The 15,951-nt window shown below is 59.5% G+C and carries 16 protein-coding genes; 10 read left to right on the forward strand and 6 right to left on the reverse strand.

From position 1 onward, the window contains the following. Nucleotides 1-79: 79 nt before the first annotated feature. The gene (locus EJA70_RS17325) at nt 80-730 is read right to left on the reverse strand and encodes a hypothetical protein (protein WP_008081191.1); all 651 of its coding nucleotides are present in this window, start codon (nt 728-730) and stop codon (nt 80-82) included. A gap of 369 nt (nt 731-1,099) precedes the next feature. Between EJA70_RS17325 and coxB the strand changes: the two genes are divergently transcribed. The 4 genes from coxB to EJA70_RS17345 all read left to right on the forward strand — a co-directional run bounded on the left by coxB (nt 1,100) and on the right by EJA70_RS17345 (nt 5,493). Further along, the gene (gene coxB / locus EJA70_RS17330; RefSeq protein ID WP_158832284.1) at nt 1,100-2,230 is read left to right on the forward strand and encodes a cytochrome c oxidase subunit II; all 1,131 of its coding nucleotides are present in this window, start codon (nt 1,100-1,102) and stop codon (nt 2,228-2,230) included. 82 nt (nt 2,231-2,312) lie between these two features. Then, entirely contained in the window at nt 2,313-3,899 is a 1,587-nt protein-coding gene (gene ctaD, locus EJA70_RS17335) for a cytochrome c oxidase subunit I (RefSeq protein WP_016986466.1), read from the forward strand. A 129-nt stretch (nt 3,900-4,028) separates the two neighbouring features. Further along, nucleotides 4,029-4,580 (forward strand): cytochrome c oxidase assembly protein, encoded by a 552-nt coding sequence (locus tag EJA70_RS17340; protein ID WP_158832286.1) that lies wholly within the window; start codon nt 4,029-4,031, stop codon nt 4,578-4,580. Between the two features lie 25 nt (nt 4,581-4,605). Further along, on the forward strand, nt 4,606-5,493 hold the full coding sequence (locus EJA70_RS17345; protein ID WP_158832288.1) for a cytochrome c oxidase subunit 3: 888 nt from the start codon (nt 4,606-4,608) through the stop codon (nt 5,491-5,493). A 9-nt stretch (nt 5,494-5,502) separates the two neighbouring features. Here the strand turns inward: EJA70_RS17345 and EJA70_RS17350 are convergent, their stop codons facing one another. Further along, nucleotides 5,503-5,706, reverse strand: a complete 204-nt coding sequence (locus EJA70_RS17350; RefSeq protein WP_158832290.1) for a twin transmembrane helix small protein — start codon at nt 5,704-5,706, stop codon at nt 5,503-5,505. 71 nt (nt 5,707-5,777) lie between these two features. Here EJA70_RS17350 and EJA70_RS17355 point away from each other — a divergent pair, with 71 nt between their 5' ends. From EJA70_RS17355 to EJA70_RS17375, 5 genes are read left to right on the forward strand one after another with little or no spacing between them, the layout of a single operon-like run. After that, on the forward strand, nt 5,778-6,518 hold the full coding sequence (locus tag EJA70_RS17355; RefSeq protein WP_158832292.1) for an SURF1 family protein: 741 nt from the start codon (nt 5,778-5,780) through the stop codon (nt 6,516-6,518). Beyond that, the gene (locus EJA70_RS17360) at nt 6,484-7,077 is read left to right on the forward strand and encodes a hypothetical protein (RefSeq protein WP_158832294.1); all 594 of its coding nucleotides are present in this window, start codon (nt 6,484-6,486) and stop codon (nt 7,075-7,077) included. Before EJA70_RS17355 ends, EJA70_RS17360 begins: the two co-directional genes overlap by 35 nt. Before the next feature lie 10 nt (nt 7,078-7,087). Beyond that, nucleotides 7,088-8,167 (forward strand): heme A synthase, encoded by a 1,080-nt coding sequence (locus tag EJA70_RS17365; protein WP_158832296.1) that lies wholly within the window; start codon nt 7,088-7,090, stop codon nt 8,165-8,167. Continuing rightward, nucleotides 8,155-9,054, forward strand: a complete 900-nt coding sequence (gene cyoE, locus EJA70_RS17370) for a heme o synthase (RefSeq protein ID WP_038365028.1) — start codon at nt 8,155-8,157, stop codon at nt 9,052-9,054. The genes EJA70_RS17365 and cyoE overlap by 13 nt, the downstream gene beginning before the upstream one ends. Then, nucleotides 9,051-9,686 (forward strand): SCO family protein, encoded by a 636-nt coding sequence (locus EJA70_RS17375; protein ID WP_008081211.1) that lies wholly within the window; start codon nt 9,051-9,053, stop codon nt 9,684-9,686. Before cyoE ends, EJA70_RS17375 begins: the two co-directional genes overlap by 4 nt. A 530-nt stretch (nt 9,687-10,216) precedes the next feature. Here the strand turns inward: EJA70_RS17375 and EJA70_RS17380 are convergent. From EJA70_RS17380 to EJA70_RS17390, 3 genes are all read right to left on the reverse strand, one after another. Continuing rightward, nucleotides 10,217-10,987, reverse strand: coding sequence for a MetQ/NlpA family ABC transporter substrate-binding protein (locus EJA70_RS17380; RefSeq protein WP_158832298.1), 771 nt, complete (start codon nt 10,985-10,987; stop codon nt 10,217-10,219). A 77-nt stretch (nt 10,988-11,064) separates the two neighbouring features. Next, entirely contained in the window at nt 11,065-11,739 is a 675-nt protein-coding gene (locus EJA70_RS17385) for a methionine ABC transporter permease (protein ID WP_008081214.1), read from the reverse strand. Beyond that, nucleotides 11,739-12,746, reverse strand: coding sequence for a methionine ABC transporter ATP-binding protein (locus tag EJA70_RS17390; protein ID WP_008081216.1), 1,008 nt, complete (start codon nt 12,744-12,746; stop codon nt 11,739-11,741). The genes EJA70_RS17385 and EJA70_RS17390 overlap by 1 nt, the downstream gene beginning before the upstream one ends. A gap of 260 nt (nt 12,747-13,006) precedes the next feature. On the opposite strand from EJA70_RS17390, the gene katE reads away from it, so the two are divergent. Continuing rightward, on the forward strand, nt 13,007-15,148 hold the full coding sequence (gene katE, locus EJA70_RS17395; RefSeq protein ID WP_158832342.1) for a catalase HPII: 2,142 nt from the start codon (nt 13,007-13,009) through the stop codon (nt 15,146-15,148). 75 nt (nt 15,149-15,223) lie between these two features. Here katE and EJA70_RS17400 read toward each other — a convergent pair whose 3' ends face one another. Then, entirely contained in the window at nt 15,224-15,937 is a 714-nt protein-coding gene (locus tag EJA70_RS17400) for a PA5502 family lipoprotein (protein WP_158832300.1), read from the reverse strand. Nucleotides 15,938-15,951 lie beyond the last annotated feature (14 nt).

A 15,951-nucleotide genomic window follows, 5' to 3' on the forward strand; every position in this document is an offset into this window, starting at 1 on the left:
CGATCTTTTGATCTTGATTGTAAAAAACAAGATCAAAAGATCGCAGCCTGCGGCAGCTCCTACATTGGATCGTGTGAACTCAGGCGGCGGGCTGGTCGAGTTCCAGGCCCACGCCCAGGCGGCGGCCCATGCACGGCCAGCGTTTCCACGCGGCGCCGGTGTCCGGACTGCTGAGTTTGTCGCGGTAGGCTTCTACCGATTCCAGCGCAAAACTCTCGTCGTTGAGCATCTCGTCGATGGCGTGATGCACTGCTTCGTCCAGTTGGTTGGCAAATTCCTCACCGATCAATTGGTGAGCAATCAAGTTGGCGACCGTCATGTCCAAGGGGATCAATGGCTGGCCGAAATGCTTGATGTACAGGTCGTTGACCTCTTCGACAAAACGGTGCGCCAGATAGGCTTCGTCGAGCAGGCTGTCCAGGCCAACGTGCCCGGCCATGATGGCCGGCGGCTGGAGGAAATACTGCTCGGCGATTTTCAGCACCGGTTTGATCTGCGATTCGATTCCCGCTTCCCTGGCGACTTCATTGGCTGCGTCCAGCAGGTCCGGCACTTCATCGATGTAGGCGGCGACAAAACGCGTCAGCACACCATTGGCGTCGGCTTCCGGTAACTGGATCGACGGGTGTAGATGCGGCAGCTTGCTTTCCAGCTGACGGGTCAGCAGGCCAGTGTCTTTCTCGTGTTGTTGGGCTGTTTGGATCTGCTCGCGCAATGCGGCGGTGTTCATGAAAACTCCAGGAAACAAGGCAATGAAATAGGGAAGACATAAGTTAGCTGGCTTACGAAAAATGCTAAGACGCATTTGTCATAATTATTTCATCCTTGATGCAGCTGCGTTATATCGATTTGCCACCACTCGTCTGCATCCTTCTCCATTCGTGCCCTCGATTGCAAGCACCCGCTGTTTCAGATCATTTACTTCAGCACATTGCATTTCTCAGCCGCTGACTATACTCGCCAGTGAATGGAGTTAGCTGATGACGCCCGACTGCACCCGCAGCAAGGCCCGGCGATTCAAGTTCGTAGTCTGATGCAGCCGCTCCCTTGCCGCAGGCGAAAGCCGGCGGGATAACAAGAACGATAAGGGGAACCCGCAATGATGCGACATCCACACGTCTGGATGGGCCTCCTGTTGTGGTCGATTTTCAGTCCGGCACACGCTGCCTGGACTGTGAATATGGCGCCTGGAGCGACTGAAATCAGTCACGCAGTATTCGACCTGCACATGACCATTTTCTGGATCTGTGTGGTGATCGGGATCATCGTCTTCGGCGCCATGTTCTGGTCGATGATGGTGCACCGCCGTTCTACCGGGCAGGTCGCCGCAAAATTCCACGAAAGCACCACCGTCGAAATTCTCTGGACCGTCGTACCGTTTCTGATTCTGGTGGCGATGGCCGTGCCGGCGACTGCCACCCTGATCAAGATGTACGACACCAGTGAGCCGGATATCGATATCCAGATCACCGGTTATCAGTGGAAGTGGCACTACAAATACCTGGGTCAGGACGTCGAGTTCTTCAGCAACCTGGCCACCCCCGCCGAGCAGATCCACAACAAGGAAGCCAAGGGCGAGCACTACTTGCTCGAGGTCGATAAGCCATTGGTGCTGCCGACCGGGGCCAAGGTGCGCTTCCTCGTGACCTCCGCCGACGTTATCCACTCGTGGTGGGTGCCGGCCTTCGCGGTCAAACGCGATGCGATCCCGGGTTTCGTCAACGAGGCGTGGACGCGCATCGACAAGCCCGGCATTTACCGTGGCCAGTGCGCCGAACTGTGCGGCAAGGATCACGGCTTCATGCCGATCGTGGTCGAGGTCAAGGAGAAGGCCGACTACGACAAGTGGCTCGCCGAGCGCAAAGCCGAAGCTGCGCAGCTTAAGGAATTGACCAGCAAGGAATGGACCCTCGACGAACTCAAGGAACGCGGCGACAAGATCTATCACACCACCTGCGTGTCCTGTCACCAGGCTGAAGGTCAGGGCCTGCCGCCGATGTTCCCGGCGCTCAAGGGCTCGGAACTGATCATGAAAGGCAGCAAAGCCGATCACCTGCACCGCGTGGTCTTCGGCAAACCGGGCACCGCCATGGCGGCCTTCGGCAAGCAGCTGTCAGAAGTCGACATCGCAGCGGTCGTGACTTACGAACGTAACGCCTGGGGCAACAATAAGGGCGACATGGTCACGCCAAAAGAAGTGCTGGAGATGAAACAGGCGGGGGACAAATGAGCCGACCTATCGCATCTGCCCGCCACGGTTCGCGGCTCGCCGCCGCGAACCACCTCGCCCACTCACGTGAAGGAGACCGGCCATGAGCGCTGTCATCGATGACCATGGTCATGCCGACCACGCCCACGGCCCCGCCAAAGGCCTGATGCGCTGGGTGCTGACCACCAACCACAAGGACATCGGCACGCTTTACCTGTGGTTTGCGTTCTGCATGTTCCTGCTCGGCGGTACGTTCGCGATGGTGATTCGCGCCGAACTGTTCCAGCCGGGGCTGCAAATCGTCGAGCCGGCGTTCTTCAACCAGATGACCACCATGCACGGTCTGGTGATGGTCTTCGGTGCGGTGATGCCAGCGTTCGTCGGCCTCGCCAACTGGATGATCCCGTTGATGATCGGCGCGCCGGACATGGCCCTGCCACGGATGAACAACTTCAGCTTCTGGCTGTTGCCGGCGGCGTTTCTGATCCTGGTGTCGACCCTGTTCACCCCCGGTGGCGGGCCGAACTTCGGCTGGACGTTCTATGCGCCGCTGTCGACGACCTACGCACCGGAAAGCGTGACCTTCTTCATCTTCGCCATCCACTTGATGGGCATCAGCTCGATCATGGGCGCGATCAACGTGATCGCGACCATCCTCAACCTGCGTGCGCCCGGCATGACGCTGATGAAAATGCCGCTGTTCGTCTGGACCTGGCTGATCACCGCATTCCTGCTGATCGCGGTGATGCCGGTACTCGCCGGGTGCGTGACGATGATGCTGATGGACATCCACTTCGGCACCAGTTTTTTCAGTGCGGCCGGTGGCGGTGACCCGGTGTTGTTCCAGCATGTGTTCTGGTTCTTCGGGCATCCCGAGGTGTACATCATGATCCTGCCGGCCTTCGGCGCCGTCAGCTCGATCATCCCGACCTTCTCGCGCAAGCCGCTGTTCGGCTACACCTCGATGGTTTATGCGACGGCGAGCATTGCCTTTCTGTCGTTCATCGTCTGGGCGCACCACATGTTCGTGGTCGGCATTCCGTTGGTGGGCGAGCTGTTCTTCATGTACGCGACGCTGCTGATCGCGGTGCCGACCGGGGTGAAGGTGTTCAACTGGGCCAGCACCATGTGGCAAGGCTCGCTGACCTTCGAGACGCCGATGCTGTTTGCCGTGGCGTTCGTGATCCTGTTCTCCATCGGCGGTTTCTCCGGGTTGATGCTGGCCATCGCCCCGGCGGACTTTCAATATCAGGACACCTACTTTGTCGTCGCGCACTTCCACTATGTGCTGGTGCCGGGGGCGATCTTCGGGATCTTCGCGTCGACCTATTACTGGCTGCCGAAATGGACCGGCCACATGTACGACGAAACCCTCGGCAAGCTGCATTTCTGGCTGTCGTTCGTCGGCATGAACCTGACCTTCTTCCCGATGCACTTTGTCGGGTTGGCGGGGATGCCGCGACGGATTCCGGACTACAACCTGCAGTTCGCCGACTTCAACATGGTCTCGTCGATTGGCGCGTTCATGTTCGGTGCGACGCAGATTTTCTTCCTCTTCATCGTGATCAAGACGATTCGCGGCGGCCCGCCAGCACCGGCCAAACCGTGGGATGGTGCGGAAGGTCTGGAGTGGAGCGTGCCGTCACCGGCGCCGTACCACACCTTCACCACACCGCCGGAAGTGAAATGAACACCATCAGTCCTGTGACAAACCCTGTGGGAGCTGGCTTGCCAGCGATAGGGCCAGCGCAGTGTGTCAGGCAGGCAGCCATCGCTGGCAAGCCAGCTCCCACAAGGATTCATGTGGAGGCTGAAAATCATGGCTGACTCAATCTCGATGAAAAAACTGGTCACCCGTCTGCTTGGGGTGGTCGTGGCGATGTTCGTTTTCGGTTTTGCTTTGGTGCCGATCTACGACGTGATGTGCAAAGCCTTCGGCATCAACGGCAAGACCGCCGGGCAGTACGAGGGCGAGCAAGTGGTCGACACTTCGCGCCAGGTGCGCGTGCAGTTTCTGTCGACCAACACCGCCGACATGCCCTGGGACTTTTACCCCAAGCATGACGAACTCACCGCCAACCCCGGTGCGGTCAACGAGATGATCTTCATCGCGCGCAATCCCACCGACAAACCGATGAGCGCGCAAGCCGTGCCGAGCATCGCGCCGAGTAACGCGGCGGCATATTTCCACAAGACCGAATGCTTTTGCTTTACCCAGCAGGTGCTGCAGCCCGGTCAGCAGATCGAGATGCCAGTGCGTTTCATTGTTGACCGCGACATGCCCAAGGAAGTGAAGCACCTGACGCTGTCCTACACGCTGTTCGATATCACCGCCCGACATCCGCCGGTGGCTGCAAACACTGGCGGTTGAGCGTGCCCGATAAGGAGAACAATAAATGGCAACTCATGAGCATTATTACGTTCCGCCGCAAAGCAAATGGCCGATCATCGCCACCTTCGGCATGGCCATCACCGTGTACGGCCTCGCCACCTGGTTCAATGATCTGAAGGCGGCGCGCCCGGAATCCCACGGCCCGTACATCTTTTTCGTCGGTGGCCTGTTGCTGGCGTACATGCTGTTCGGCTGGTTCGGCGCGGTGATCAAGGAAAGCCGCGCGGGGCTCTATAGCGCGCAGCTGGATCGCTCATTTCGCTGGGGCATGAGTTGGTTCATCTTCTCCGAGGTGATGTTCTTCGTCGCCTTCTTCGGTGCGCTTTTTTACGTGCGCCACGTCTCCGGGCCGGCGCTCGGCGGGGAAGGCACCAAAGGCATCGCGCACATGCTCTGGCCGAACTTCCAGTTCACCTGGCCGTTGCTGCACACACCGGATCCGAAACTGTTCCCGCCGCCGAAAGAAGTCATCAGCCCGTGGGGCTTGCCGCTGATCAACACGATCCTGCTGGTCAGCTCCAGCGTGACCATCACCATCGCCCACCATGCCTTGAAGAAGGGCCATCGCGGCGCGCTGAAAATCTGGCTGGCGATCACCGTGCTGCTCGGTTGCGCGTTTCTTGGTTTCCAGGCTGAGGAATACATGCACGCCTATCACGAACTGGGCCTGACCCTCGGTTCGGGCATTTATGGCGCGACGTTCTTCATGCTCACCGGGTTCCACGGCGCCCACGTGACCATCGGCACGATCATTCTGTTTGTGATGCTGATGCGCATCATGAAGGGCCACTTCGACAACGAGCACCAGTTCGGCTTCGAAGCGGCGAGCTGGTATTGGCACTTCGTCGACGTGGTGTGGATCGGCCTGTTTATCTTCGTTTACGTGCTCTGAGGAACAACCCTACCAAGGTGCATGCGAGACCAATTGGCCGCTGTAAAAGCCCCAGGCGATCAAGCCGACGGTGCAAGCGGCCAGTGCCACCCGAACACTCAAGGCGATGACCAGGCGATTGGAACTGCTGTCGTCCTTGACCAGGAAAAACAGGCCGCTGAACAGGCTGATCACCGTGGCAATCAGCATCAGGACGATCGCTGTTTTGAGCATGGGAAGAACTCCGGGGGACAGGCGATGCAATTGAGTATAGCGAGCGCAACGACTGACTTTGTGGCGCAGCCATGAAGCGCTTTCGTCCGGGCGTGATTCCGACCGTGGTGGTGGCGTTGTTGCTGCCGCTGCTGGTGTCGCTGGGCTTTTGGCAACTGAGCCGGGGCGCCGAGAAGACCGCCCTGCTCGCCAGTTACGCCGAACGTCGTGCGGCCGACCCGATGGCCAGCACTGAGTTGCTGAACAGCGCCGATCCGGCGTATCGCCGCGTGCATCTGCACGGCCAGTTCGATGCCGCGCACAGTCTGCTGTTGGATAACCGTCAACGTAACGGCAAGGTCGGCGTCGAGCTGCTGCAACCGTTTCAGGATCAACGCAGCGGTCTGTGGCTGCTGGTCAACCGCGGCTGGTTGCCGTGGCCGGATCGCCGCGTACCGCCGCAATTCACCACGCCCACTGAAGCATTGAATATCGATGCCTGGGTCTACGTCGCCCCCGGCGCCACTTTCCAGTTGCACGCTGATCCAGTCAGCAGCACCTGGCCGCAAACCATCACCGCCGTCGAACCCGCCAAGCTGTGGCAAACCCTCGACCGCGACGGCTTCGCCTACGAATTACGCGCCGAACCCGGCCCGGCCAGCTACGAGGCCGATTGGCCGGTGGTTGCGATGGGCCCGGAAAAACACCTCGGTTACGCCGTGCAGTGGTTCGCCATGGCCACCGCCCTGCTCGGCCTCTACGTCTATTTGGGCTTGCACAACGCAAAGGAGAAACACCATGGGAACGGCCATGAATCCACCCAGCATGTCTGAGGCGAAACCTGCCGCCAGCCGCCGTCGCGGGCGCGTTCAGCTGCTGCTGATTTTGCTCGGCGTGATTGGCCCGATGGTGCTCGCCACCGGCATGTACAAATTGCAGTTCTGGGTGCCGGAGGGTCGCAGCTATCACGGTGAACTGATCGGCAACGGCCAGACCCGCGCCGACCTCGGCGTGCAGGCCGACGAGGATCGTTGGCAGATCCTGGTCACCGCGCCGAAAGATTGCGCGGTGGATTGCCAGCAACTGGTGTATCTGGCGCGGCAGATCCAGATCGGTCTGGGCCGCGATGCCGGCCGCGCCAGCCATGCCCTCGCCGCTGCTCAACCGGTCAGCGCTGATTACGACGCCAAGCTCAACCGCGAATATCCACAGCTGCAACGCTACCCGCTGGACGCCGCTGTGTTCAGTAAAACCACGGGCGACAAAGCCACGCCGCAACTGTGGATCATCGACCCCCACGGCAATCTCGTGCTGCGTTATGAGCCGAATGTGAAGGGCAAGGATCTGCTCAACGACCTGCGTCACCTGCTGAAACTGTCGAACATCGGATAAGGGCATCGTCATGGCCAAACCTGGATTTCGCCTCGCGCTGTTTGCCACCCTGCTGGCGCTGATTGTGGTGCTGCTCGGCGCCTATACGCGCCTGACCCACGCCGGCCTCGGCTGTCCGGACTGGCCGGGCTGCTACGGTTTTATCAGCGTGCCGAAAAGCGAAGCGCAACTGGCCCATGCCGAACTGCATTATCCCGATTCGCCGGTGGAGGCGCACAAGGGCTGGAACGAGATGATCCACCGCTACTTCGCCGGCACCCTCGGCATGCTCATTTCGATTTTGGCCGGGCGCGCGTGGGTCAATCGGCGTCATCCGGGGCTGCCGTTGAAGCTGCCGTTGTTTCTGCTGGCGGTGGTGATTGCACAAGCGGCGTTCGGCATGTGGACGGTGACGCTGAAGCTCTGGCCGCAAGTGGTCACCGGGCATCTGCTCGGCGGGTTTGCGACCTTGAGTCTGCTGTTTTTGCTGACGCTTAGACTGTCCGGAGTGCTGCCGGCGCTGACCGTGCCCAAGCGTTTGCAGTATTGGGCGACGGCGGGATTGCTGTTGGTAATTGGTCAGATCGCGTTGGGTGGCTGGGTCAGTTCCAACTACGCAGCGGTGGCGTGCATCGACTTTCCGACCTGCCACGGTCAATGGCTACCGCCAGCGGATTTCGCTAACGGTTTTCACCTGACTCAACACATCGGCCCGAATTACTTAGGCGGACAACTCGACAGTGATGCGCGCACGGCGATTCACCTGACCCACCGGATCGGCGCGCTATTGGTGACTTTGGTGCTGCTCGGCCTCGCCTGGCAATTAAAAGTGGTCGGCATGACGCGGCTGGCCGGTCTGGTGCTGATCGCCCTCGCGGCGCAGATCACCCTCGGCATCAGCAACGTGTTGTTCCATCTACCGCTGCCGGTGGCGGTCGCACATAACGCTGGCGGTGCGGCGCTGTTGCTGACGATGGTGCTGGTCAATTACCACGCGCGCACCAGCCTGGTCCGGGTCAAACAACCGGTGCTCGCGCGCTGGCGCCTGAGCCCGCGCAAACATTCCGCCGCGCCCATCACTATTAAAGGAGAAACGCCGTGGCGATTCTGATTGGCGAACGCCCGCATCAGGCGATCTGGCGTGATTATCTGGAACTGACCAAACCGAAAGTCGTGGTGCTGATGCTGATCACCTCGCTGGTCGGCATGTTCCTCGCGACCCGCGCCGGGGTGCCGTGGACGGTGCTGGTGTTCGGCAATCTGGGTATCGCGTTGTGTGCTGGTGGGGCGGCGGCGGTCAATCATGTGGTCGATCGGCGCATCGATGCGGTGATGGCGCGTACGCACAAACGGCCGTTGGCCGAGGGCCGGGTTTCGCCGGCGGCGGCACTGACGTTTGCGCTGGTGTTGGCGCTGCTTGGTCAGGCCTTGTTGCTGACTTTCACTAATCCGCTGACCGCTTGGCTGACCTTGGCCTCGCTGCTCGGTTACGCGGTGATCTACACCGGTTTCCTCAAACGTGCGACGCCACAGAACATCGTCATCGGTGGCCTCGCCGGCGCCGCACCACCTCTCTTGGGCTGGACCGCCGCCACTGGCCACGTCAGCGCCGAACCGTTGTTGCTGGTGCTGATTATCTTCGCCTGGACGCCGCCGCACTTCTGGGCGCTGGCGATCCATCGCAAAGAGGAATACGCCAAAGCCGACATCCCGATGCTGCCGGTCACCCACGGCGAGCACTACACCAAGGTGCACATTCTGCTGTACACCTTCGCGCTGCTGGCGGTGAGCCTGCTGCCGTACGTGATCCACATGAGCGGCGTGCTCTACCTGATTTGCGCGCTCGCCCTCGGCGCAAGGTTTCTGCAATGGGCCGTGGTGCTGTACCGTGGCACTCGGCCGCACGCGGCGATCAACACCTTCAAGTACTCTATTTGGTACTTGTTCCTGCTGTTCATCGCCCTGCTCGTAGACCACTACTTACTGTTGAACCTATGACTCGAACCCAGAAAACCGTCTTCATCCTCGTCGCCGTGATCGCGCTGATCCTCGGCCTGACCGTCAACAAAGTGCTGAGCGGCAAGGGCCAGGGCGACCCGACTGCGCTGATCGACGCCGGCATTATCCTGTTGCCGCAGAGCCGCAATTTGCCAGACGTGACGATGACCGATCAGGATGGCAAACCGGTGGCGATCAATGAGTTGAAGGGTAAGTGGAGTTTGCTGTTCTTTGGCTACACCTTCTGCCCGGACATCTGCCCGACCACATTGGCGCAGCTGCGGCAGATCAAGAGTGAGTTGCCGAAAGACGCTGTGGATAAGTTGCAGATCGTGCTGGTCAGCGTTGACCCGAACCGTGATAACCCCAAGCAGTTGAAGCAGTATCTGGGCTACTTTGATCCGCAGTTCATCGGCCTGACGCCGACTTCGATTGAAGAGCTGCAGAAGGTGGCGAACGCGGTGAGTATTCCGTTTATTCCGGCGGATACCAGTAAGCCGAATTACACCGTCGACCATAGCGGCAATCTGGCGGTGATCGGGCCGGATGGGACACAGCGTGGGTTTATTCGGGCGCCGTTGAATAATGCCAAACTGGTTGCGCAGTTGCCGGTGATGCTTAACCGTAAGTGACAGTTTAAAAGTCAAGAGCCCCTCACCCTAACCCTCTCCCGGAGGGAGAGGGGACTGAATGGGGGATATTCAAGAATTACGCAGAAATGAACGTGCTGCTTTGAATCCATAATCGCCAAAATCTTTCACGCCAGACACCTCGGTCGGCCCCTAAAAGCCCCTCACCCTAGCCCTCTCCCGGAGGGAGAGGGACTGAATGAGGGATATTCAAGAATTACGCCGAAATGAACGTGCTGCTTTGAATCCATAATCGACTGGATCTTTCAGGTCGATGTATGACGCCAGACACCTCGGTCGGCCCCCTCTCCCTCCGGGAGAGGGCTGGGGTGAGGGGCTGCTCCACAACAGCTCTAAAGCCAAACATCAGACACAAAAAAGGGGACGCTTATGGCGTCCCCTTTTTCTTTGATCGTTCCCACGCTCTGCGTGGGAATGCAGCAAGGGACGCTGTGCGTCCCAGCGGACGCGGAGCGTCCGGGGATGCATGCCCACGCGGAGCATGGGCACGATCAATCAAGCCGAAAGAGCGATCAGAACGCCGGCAATACCGCGCCTTTGTATTTCTCGGTGATGAATTGCTTCACTTCCGGGCTGTGCAGCGCAGCAGCCAGTTTCTTCATTGCGTCGCTGTCCTTGTTATCCGGGCGGGACACGAGGATGTTCACGTACGGCGAGTCATTACCTTCAATCACCAGCGCATCCTTGGACGGATCGAGCTTGGCTTCCAGCGCGTAGTTGGTGTTGATCAGCGCCAGATCGACCTGGGTCAGCACGCGCGGGATGGTCGCGGCTTCCAGTTCACGGATCTTCAGGTCTTTCGGGTTGGTCACGATGTCTTTGACGGTCGACAGGATGTTGGTCGGATCCTTCAACGTGATCACGCCAGCCTTGGCCAGCAGCAACAGCGCACGGCCGCCGTTGGTGGCGTCGTTCGGGATCACCACGTTGGCGCCGCTTGGCAGATCCTTCAGATCCTTGAGCTTGCTCGAATAAGCGCCCAGCGGCTCCAGGTGCACACCGGTCACGGCGACAAGGTTAGTGCCCTTGGCCTTGTTGAACTCATCCAGATACGGCTGGTGCTGGAAGAAGTTGGCGTCCAGACGCTTTTCGGCGACCTGTACGTTCGGCTGAATGTAGTCGGTGAAGACCTTGACCTTCAGCTCCACGCCTTCTTTGGCCAGCGCTGGTTTCACGAACTCGAGGATTTCTGCGTGCGGCACCGGGGTGGCGGCAACGGTCAGGGTTTCGGCGTGGGCCGAGAATGCTGCAACGGCAGCAAAAGCAGCGATCAGTTTTTTCATTCAGCTAACTCCTTTTCAAAGCGCCCGTCTGGCGCCTGCCAGCGAATGGCCGGCTCATCTCTTGATTACAAAACCGGTTATTTGCGCGAGAAATGCACGACCAGTCGATCACCGACCATCTGCAGCACTTGCACCAGAATCAACAGCAATACCACGGTGACGATCATCACGTCGGTCTGGAAACGCTGGTAACCGAAACGGATCGCCAGGTCACCCAGACCACCGGCGCCGACCACACCGGCCATCGCCGTGTAGGACACCAGTGTAATCGCCGTCACCGTAATCGCCGCGAAGATGCCCGGGCGGGCTTCCGGCAGCAAGGCGTTCATGATGATCTGCCGCGTGGTCGCGCCCATCGACTGGGTCGCTTCGATGATGCCGCGATCGACTTCACGCAGCGCGGTTTCCACCAGACGCGCGAAGAACGGTGTCGCGCCCACCACCAACGGCGGAATCGCACCGGCCACGCCCAGCGACGTGCCGGTGATCAGTACGGTGAACGGGATCATCACGATCAACAGAATAATGAACGGCAGCGAACGCAGGATGTTTACCGCCAGCGACATGAACGCGTAGAGGCCACGGCTTTCCAGCAACTGACGCGGGCTGCAGAGGAACAGCAACACGCCCAGCGGCAGGCCGAGCAACACGGTGAACAGCAGCGAACCACCGAGCATCAGCATGGTGTCGCCGGTGGCCAGCCAGATTTCGTACCAGTCGATATTGGTGAAGAAACTGATCAGGTCTTCCATTAGCGCAATACCTCCATGTGAACGTCAGCGGCGGTGAAGCGGGCGAAAGCCGCTTCCATGTCGCCACCGGTGACGGCGAGGGTCAATTGCCCGTACGGAATGTCTTTGATGCGGTCGATACGACCGGCAAGGATGCTGTAGTCGACGCCGGTTTCCCGCGCGACGGTACCGAGCAACGGCGCGTAGGTCGCTTCGCCCTGGAAGGTCAGACGCACGATGCGGCCTGGCACGTGAGCGAAATCATCACGCTGTTCACTTTCGTCGATCTGCTCGCTTTCCTGAACGAAACGCTTGGTGGTCGGGTGCTTGGGATGCAGGAACACATCGGCCACCGAACCTTGCTCGACGATCACGCCAGCGTCCATCACCGCGACTTGATCGCAGACACGACGGATCACATCCATCTCGTGGGTGATCAGGACGATAGTCAGCTTCAGCTCGCGGTTGATCTCGGCCAGCAGTTGCAGGACCGAGGCGGTGGTCTGCGGGTCGAGGGCACTGGTGGCCTCGTCGCACAGCAGAATCTTCGGCTTGGTTGCCAGGGCGCGGGCGATGCCGACGCGCTGCTTCTGACCACCGGACAATTGCGCCGGGTACTTTTTCGCGTGGTCAGACAGGCCGACGCGCTTGAGCAATTCGGCGACGCGCTGATTCACCTCGCTGCTCGACAATTCACCCGCCAGGGTCAGCGGCAATGCAACGTTGTCGGCCACGGTCTTGGAGGCAAGCAGGTTGAAGTGCTGGAAGATCATCCCGACTTGCTGGCGGAAACGGCGCAGGCCGTTGGCATCCAGCGCGGTGACTTCTTCGCCGTCGACGAAGATCTTGCCGCCACTGGAGTCTTCCAGGCGATTGATCAGACGCAGCAGGGTACTTTTGCCCGCACCGGAATGGCCGATCAGGCCGAACACCTGCCCGTTCTCGATAGAGAGACTGGTCGGGTGCAGCGCGGGAATATCCTTACCGGCGACGCGGTAAGTCTTGTGGACGTTTTGAAACTCGATCACGTAGCGAACCTTGTGGGGCGCGTTAGAAAAGGATCAGCGGTTAGCCGGGCGCGCATTTTAGCCTGTCCGTATAGAGGTTCTTAGCATTTATTTCTCAATTAACCTTCGATTTGGCAATAACAAGATCAAAGGTCATAAAAAAGGAACGCTCCAAGCGCCTCATCAGTCACTAGTTAAGCGACTTGAAAACCCTGGGTGCCGTGCCTGGGAACCACTCAAGAGTCCCCGGTAAGCATCGGGGTCAACCGAGGAGTTTACGACTGATGAGCAAGAAGCCTACGACCGATAAAAGCCAGATGGCCGGAACCGATACCCCGGATCGCGCCAACACCAACGCCAAACTCGACAGCCTGGAAAAATTTCGCTCCGACGCCACCGGCCAGGCCCTGCGCACCAACCAGGGGGTCAAGGTTGCTGACAACCAGAACACCCTCAAGGCCGGACCGCGCGGGCCGTCGCTGCTTGAAGACTTCATCATGCGGGAAAAGATCACGCATTTTGACCATGAGCGCATCCCGGAGCGCATCGTCCACGCGCGCGGCACTGGCGCGCATGGTTTCTTTCAGGCCTACGAGAACCATTCGACGCTAACCAAGGCCGGTTTCCTACAGGATCCGGGGAAAAAGACGCCGGTGTTCGTGCGCTTTTCCACGGTGCAGGGCCCGCGTGGTTCCGGCGATACCGTACGCGACGTGCGTGGCTTCGCGGTGAAGTTCTTCACCGATGAAGGCAACTTCGACCTGGTCGGCAATAACATGCCGGTGTTTTTCATTCAGGACGCGATCAAGTTTCCCGACTTCGTCCACGCGGTGAAACCCGAGCCGCACAATGAAATCCCCACCGGTGGCTCTGCTCACGACACCTTCTGGGATTTCGTCTCGCTGGTGCCGGAATCGGCGCACATGGTCATCTGGGCGATGTCCGACCGCGCGATTCCGAAAAGCCTGCGCAGCATGCAGGGCTTCGGCGTGCACACCTTCCGGCTGATCAACGCCGAGGGCAAATCGCGCTTCGTCAAATTCCACTGGCGCCCTACTGCCGGCACTTGCTCGCTGGTCTGGGACGAGGCGCAGAAGCTTGCCGGTAAAGACACCGACTACCACCGTCGCGACCTCTGGGAAGCGATCGAGATGGGCGATTACCCGGAATGGGAACTCGGCGTACAGATCATCGAGGAGGAAAACGAGCACGACTTCGATTTCGACATCCTCGACCCGACCAAGCTGATCCCCGAAGAAATCGTGCCGATCACGCCGCTGGGCAAAATGACCTTGAACCGCAATCCGGACAACTTCTTTGCCGAGACCGAGCAGGTTGCGTTCTGCCCTGGCCACATCGTGCCGGGCATCGACTTCTCCAACGACCCGCTGCTGCAAGGTCGGCTGTTTTCCTACACCGATACGCAAATCAGCCGACTCGGTGGGCCGAACTTTCATGAGCTGCCGATCAACCGCCCGGTGGCGCCGTTCCACAACGGTCAGCGCGATGCGCAGCACCGCACGGTGATCGATAAGGGGCGTGCCTCTTACGAGCCGAACTCGATTGATGGCGGCTGGCCGAAAGAGACACCGCCGGCCGCGCAGGACGGTGGTTTCGAGAGTTATCCGGAACGCATCGATGCGAACAAGATCCGCCAGCGCAGCGAATCGTTCAGCGACCATTTCTCCCAGGCGACGTTGTTCTTCAACAGCATGAGCGACCATGAGAAAGAGCACATCATTGCCGCCTACAGCTTCGAGCTGGGCAAGGTTGAACGTGAGTTCATCCGTGCGCGGGAGGTGAACGAGATTCTGGCCAACATCGATCTGGAACTGGCCAAGCGTGTAGCGGCTAATCTGGGTCTGCCTGCGCCTGCCAAAGGCACGGTGGATGCGCGCAAGGTGTCGTTCGATCACTCGCCAGCACTGAGCCAGGCGAATCTGCTGCCGGAAAACATCAAAACGCGAAAAGTGGCGATTCTTGCTGCTGACGGCGTCGATGGTGCGGCGATTGATGCGATGAAGAAAGCATTGGCGGCTGAAGGTGCGCATGCCAAGTTGCTGGGGCCGACTTCGGCGCCGGTGAAAACGGCGGACGGCAAAAGCCTGCCCGTGGACGCTTCGATGGAAGGCATGCCGTCAGTGATCTTTGACGCGGTGTTTGTGCCGGGTGGCGCGGCGTCGGTCAAGGCGCTGAGCGGCGACGGCGTGGCGTTGCATTACGTGCTGGAGGCTTACAAGCACTTGAAGGCGATTGCGTTGCAGGGCGAAGCCAAGCAGTTGCTGGATGTGTTGAAGCTGGAGAAAGATGCCGGGCTGCTGGAGGGCAAGGATGTGGGTGCGTTGACCAAACCGTTCTTTGCGGCGATCGGGCAGCATCGGGTTTGGGATCGTGAGCCTAAGGCGAAAGCCATTCCGGCTTAAAAAGCAAAAGATCGCAGCCTTCGGCAGCTCCTACAGGGAATGAATGTGTAGGAGCTGCCGCAGGCTGCGATCTTTTTACGGTTTACGCGGACTCAAAACTATCTGCGCAGGCACCGTGCGCACGGTCTGTTTCACAATCTTCAGATCAAAATCCGGATTCAATTTCTTGACCCGCTTGGTCAGCAACGTCGCCAACCAAGGATAGTCATTCGTTCGTGGCGCCTGAATCGTCACCCCACAGTCATAATTCACCACATCGGCGGCGATCGCATCCAGTTGCCGGCGAAGTTTGCGGCTATCAGTGATATTCAACGCAACCGTGGTGCTCTCGGCAGTCGGATCGATCACCTTGGCTTTCGGCTTGGCTTCGGCCGCCAGCAGCGCCGCTTCAGCCTTTTCCAGCTCAGCCTTGCGCGCTTCAGTGATAGCGCCATTGACGCCACCGGTCAGCGCCGGCGCTTTCGGCATCAGCACGCGGGCACGACTCAACGCTGTGGCGGCGGCATTCACATCACCCTTTTGCAGCACGATCTGGCTGCGACGCAGATACGCTTCGGCAAGCTGCCGCTGGTATTGCTCAAGGGATTGGTCGTTTGGCGTTTCTTTCTGCAAAGCAGCCAATTGGTCTTCAGCGGTGGCCAGTTCGCTGCTGGCCAGGCTTTGCTCCAGCTGTGCGATGGCCGTAGCCCGCGCATCGGGGACTTCGGCCACCGGCGGCGTGCTTTGGCAGGCGCCCAGCAGCACTGAAAATGCGACAAGGAGCAGATAACGGGAGGCGAACGGCTTCATTCCTGCGACTCTCT

Source organism: Pseudomonas sp. PB103 (assembly GCF_009764635.1).
Classification (GTDB): domain Bacteria; phylum Pseudomonadota; class Gammaproteobacteria; order Pseudomonadales; family Pseudomonadaceae; genus Aquipseudomonas.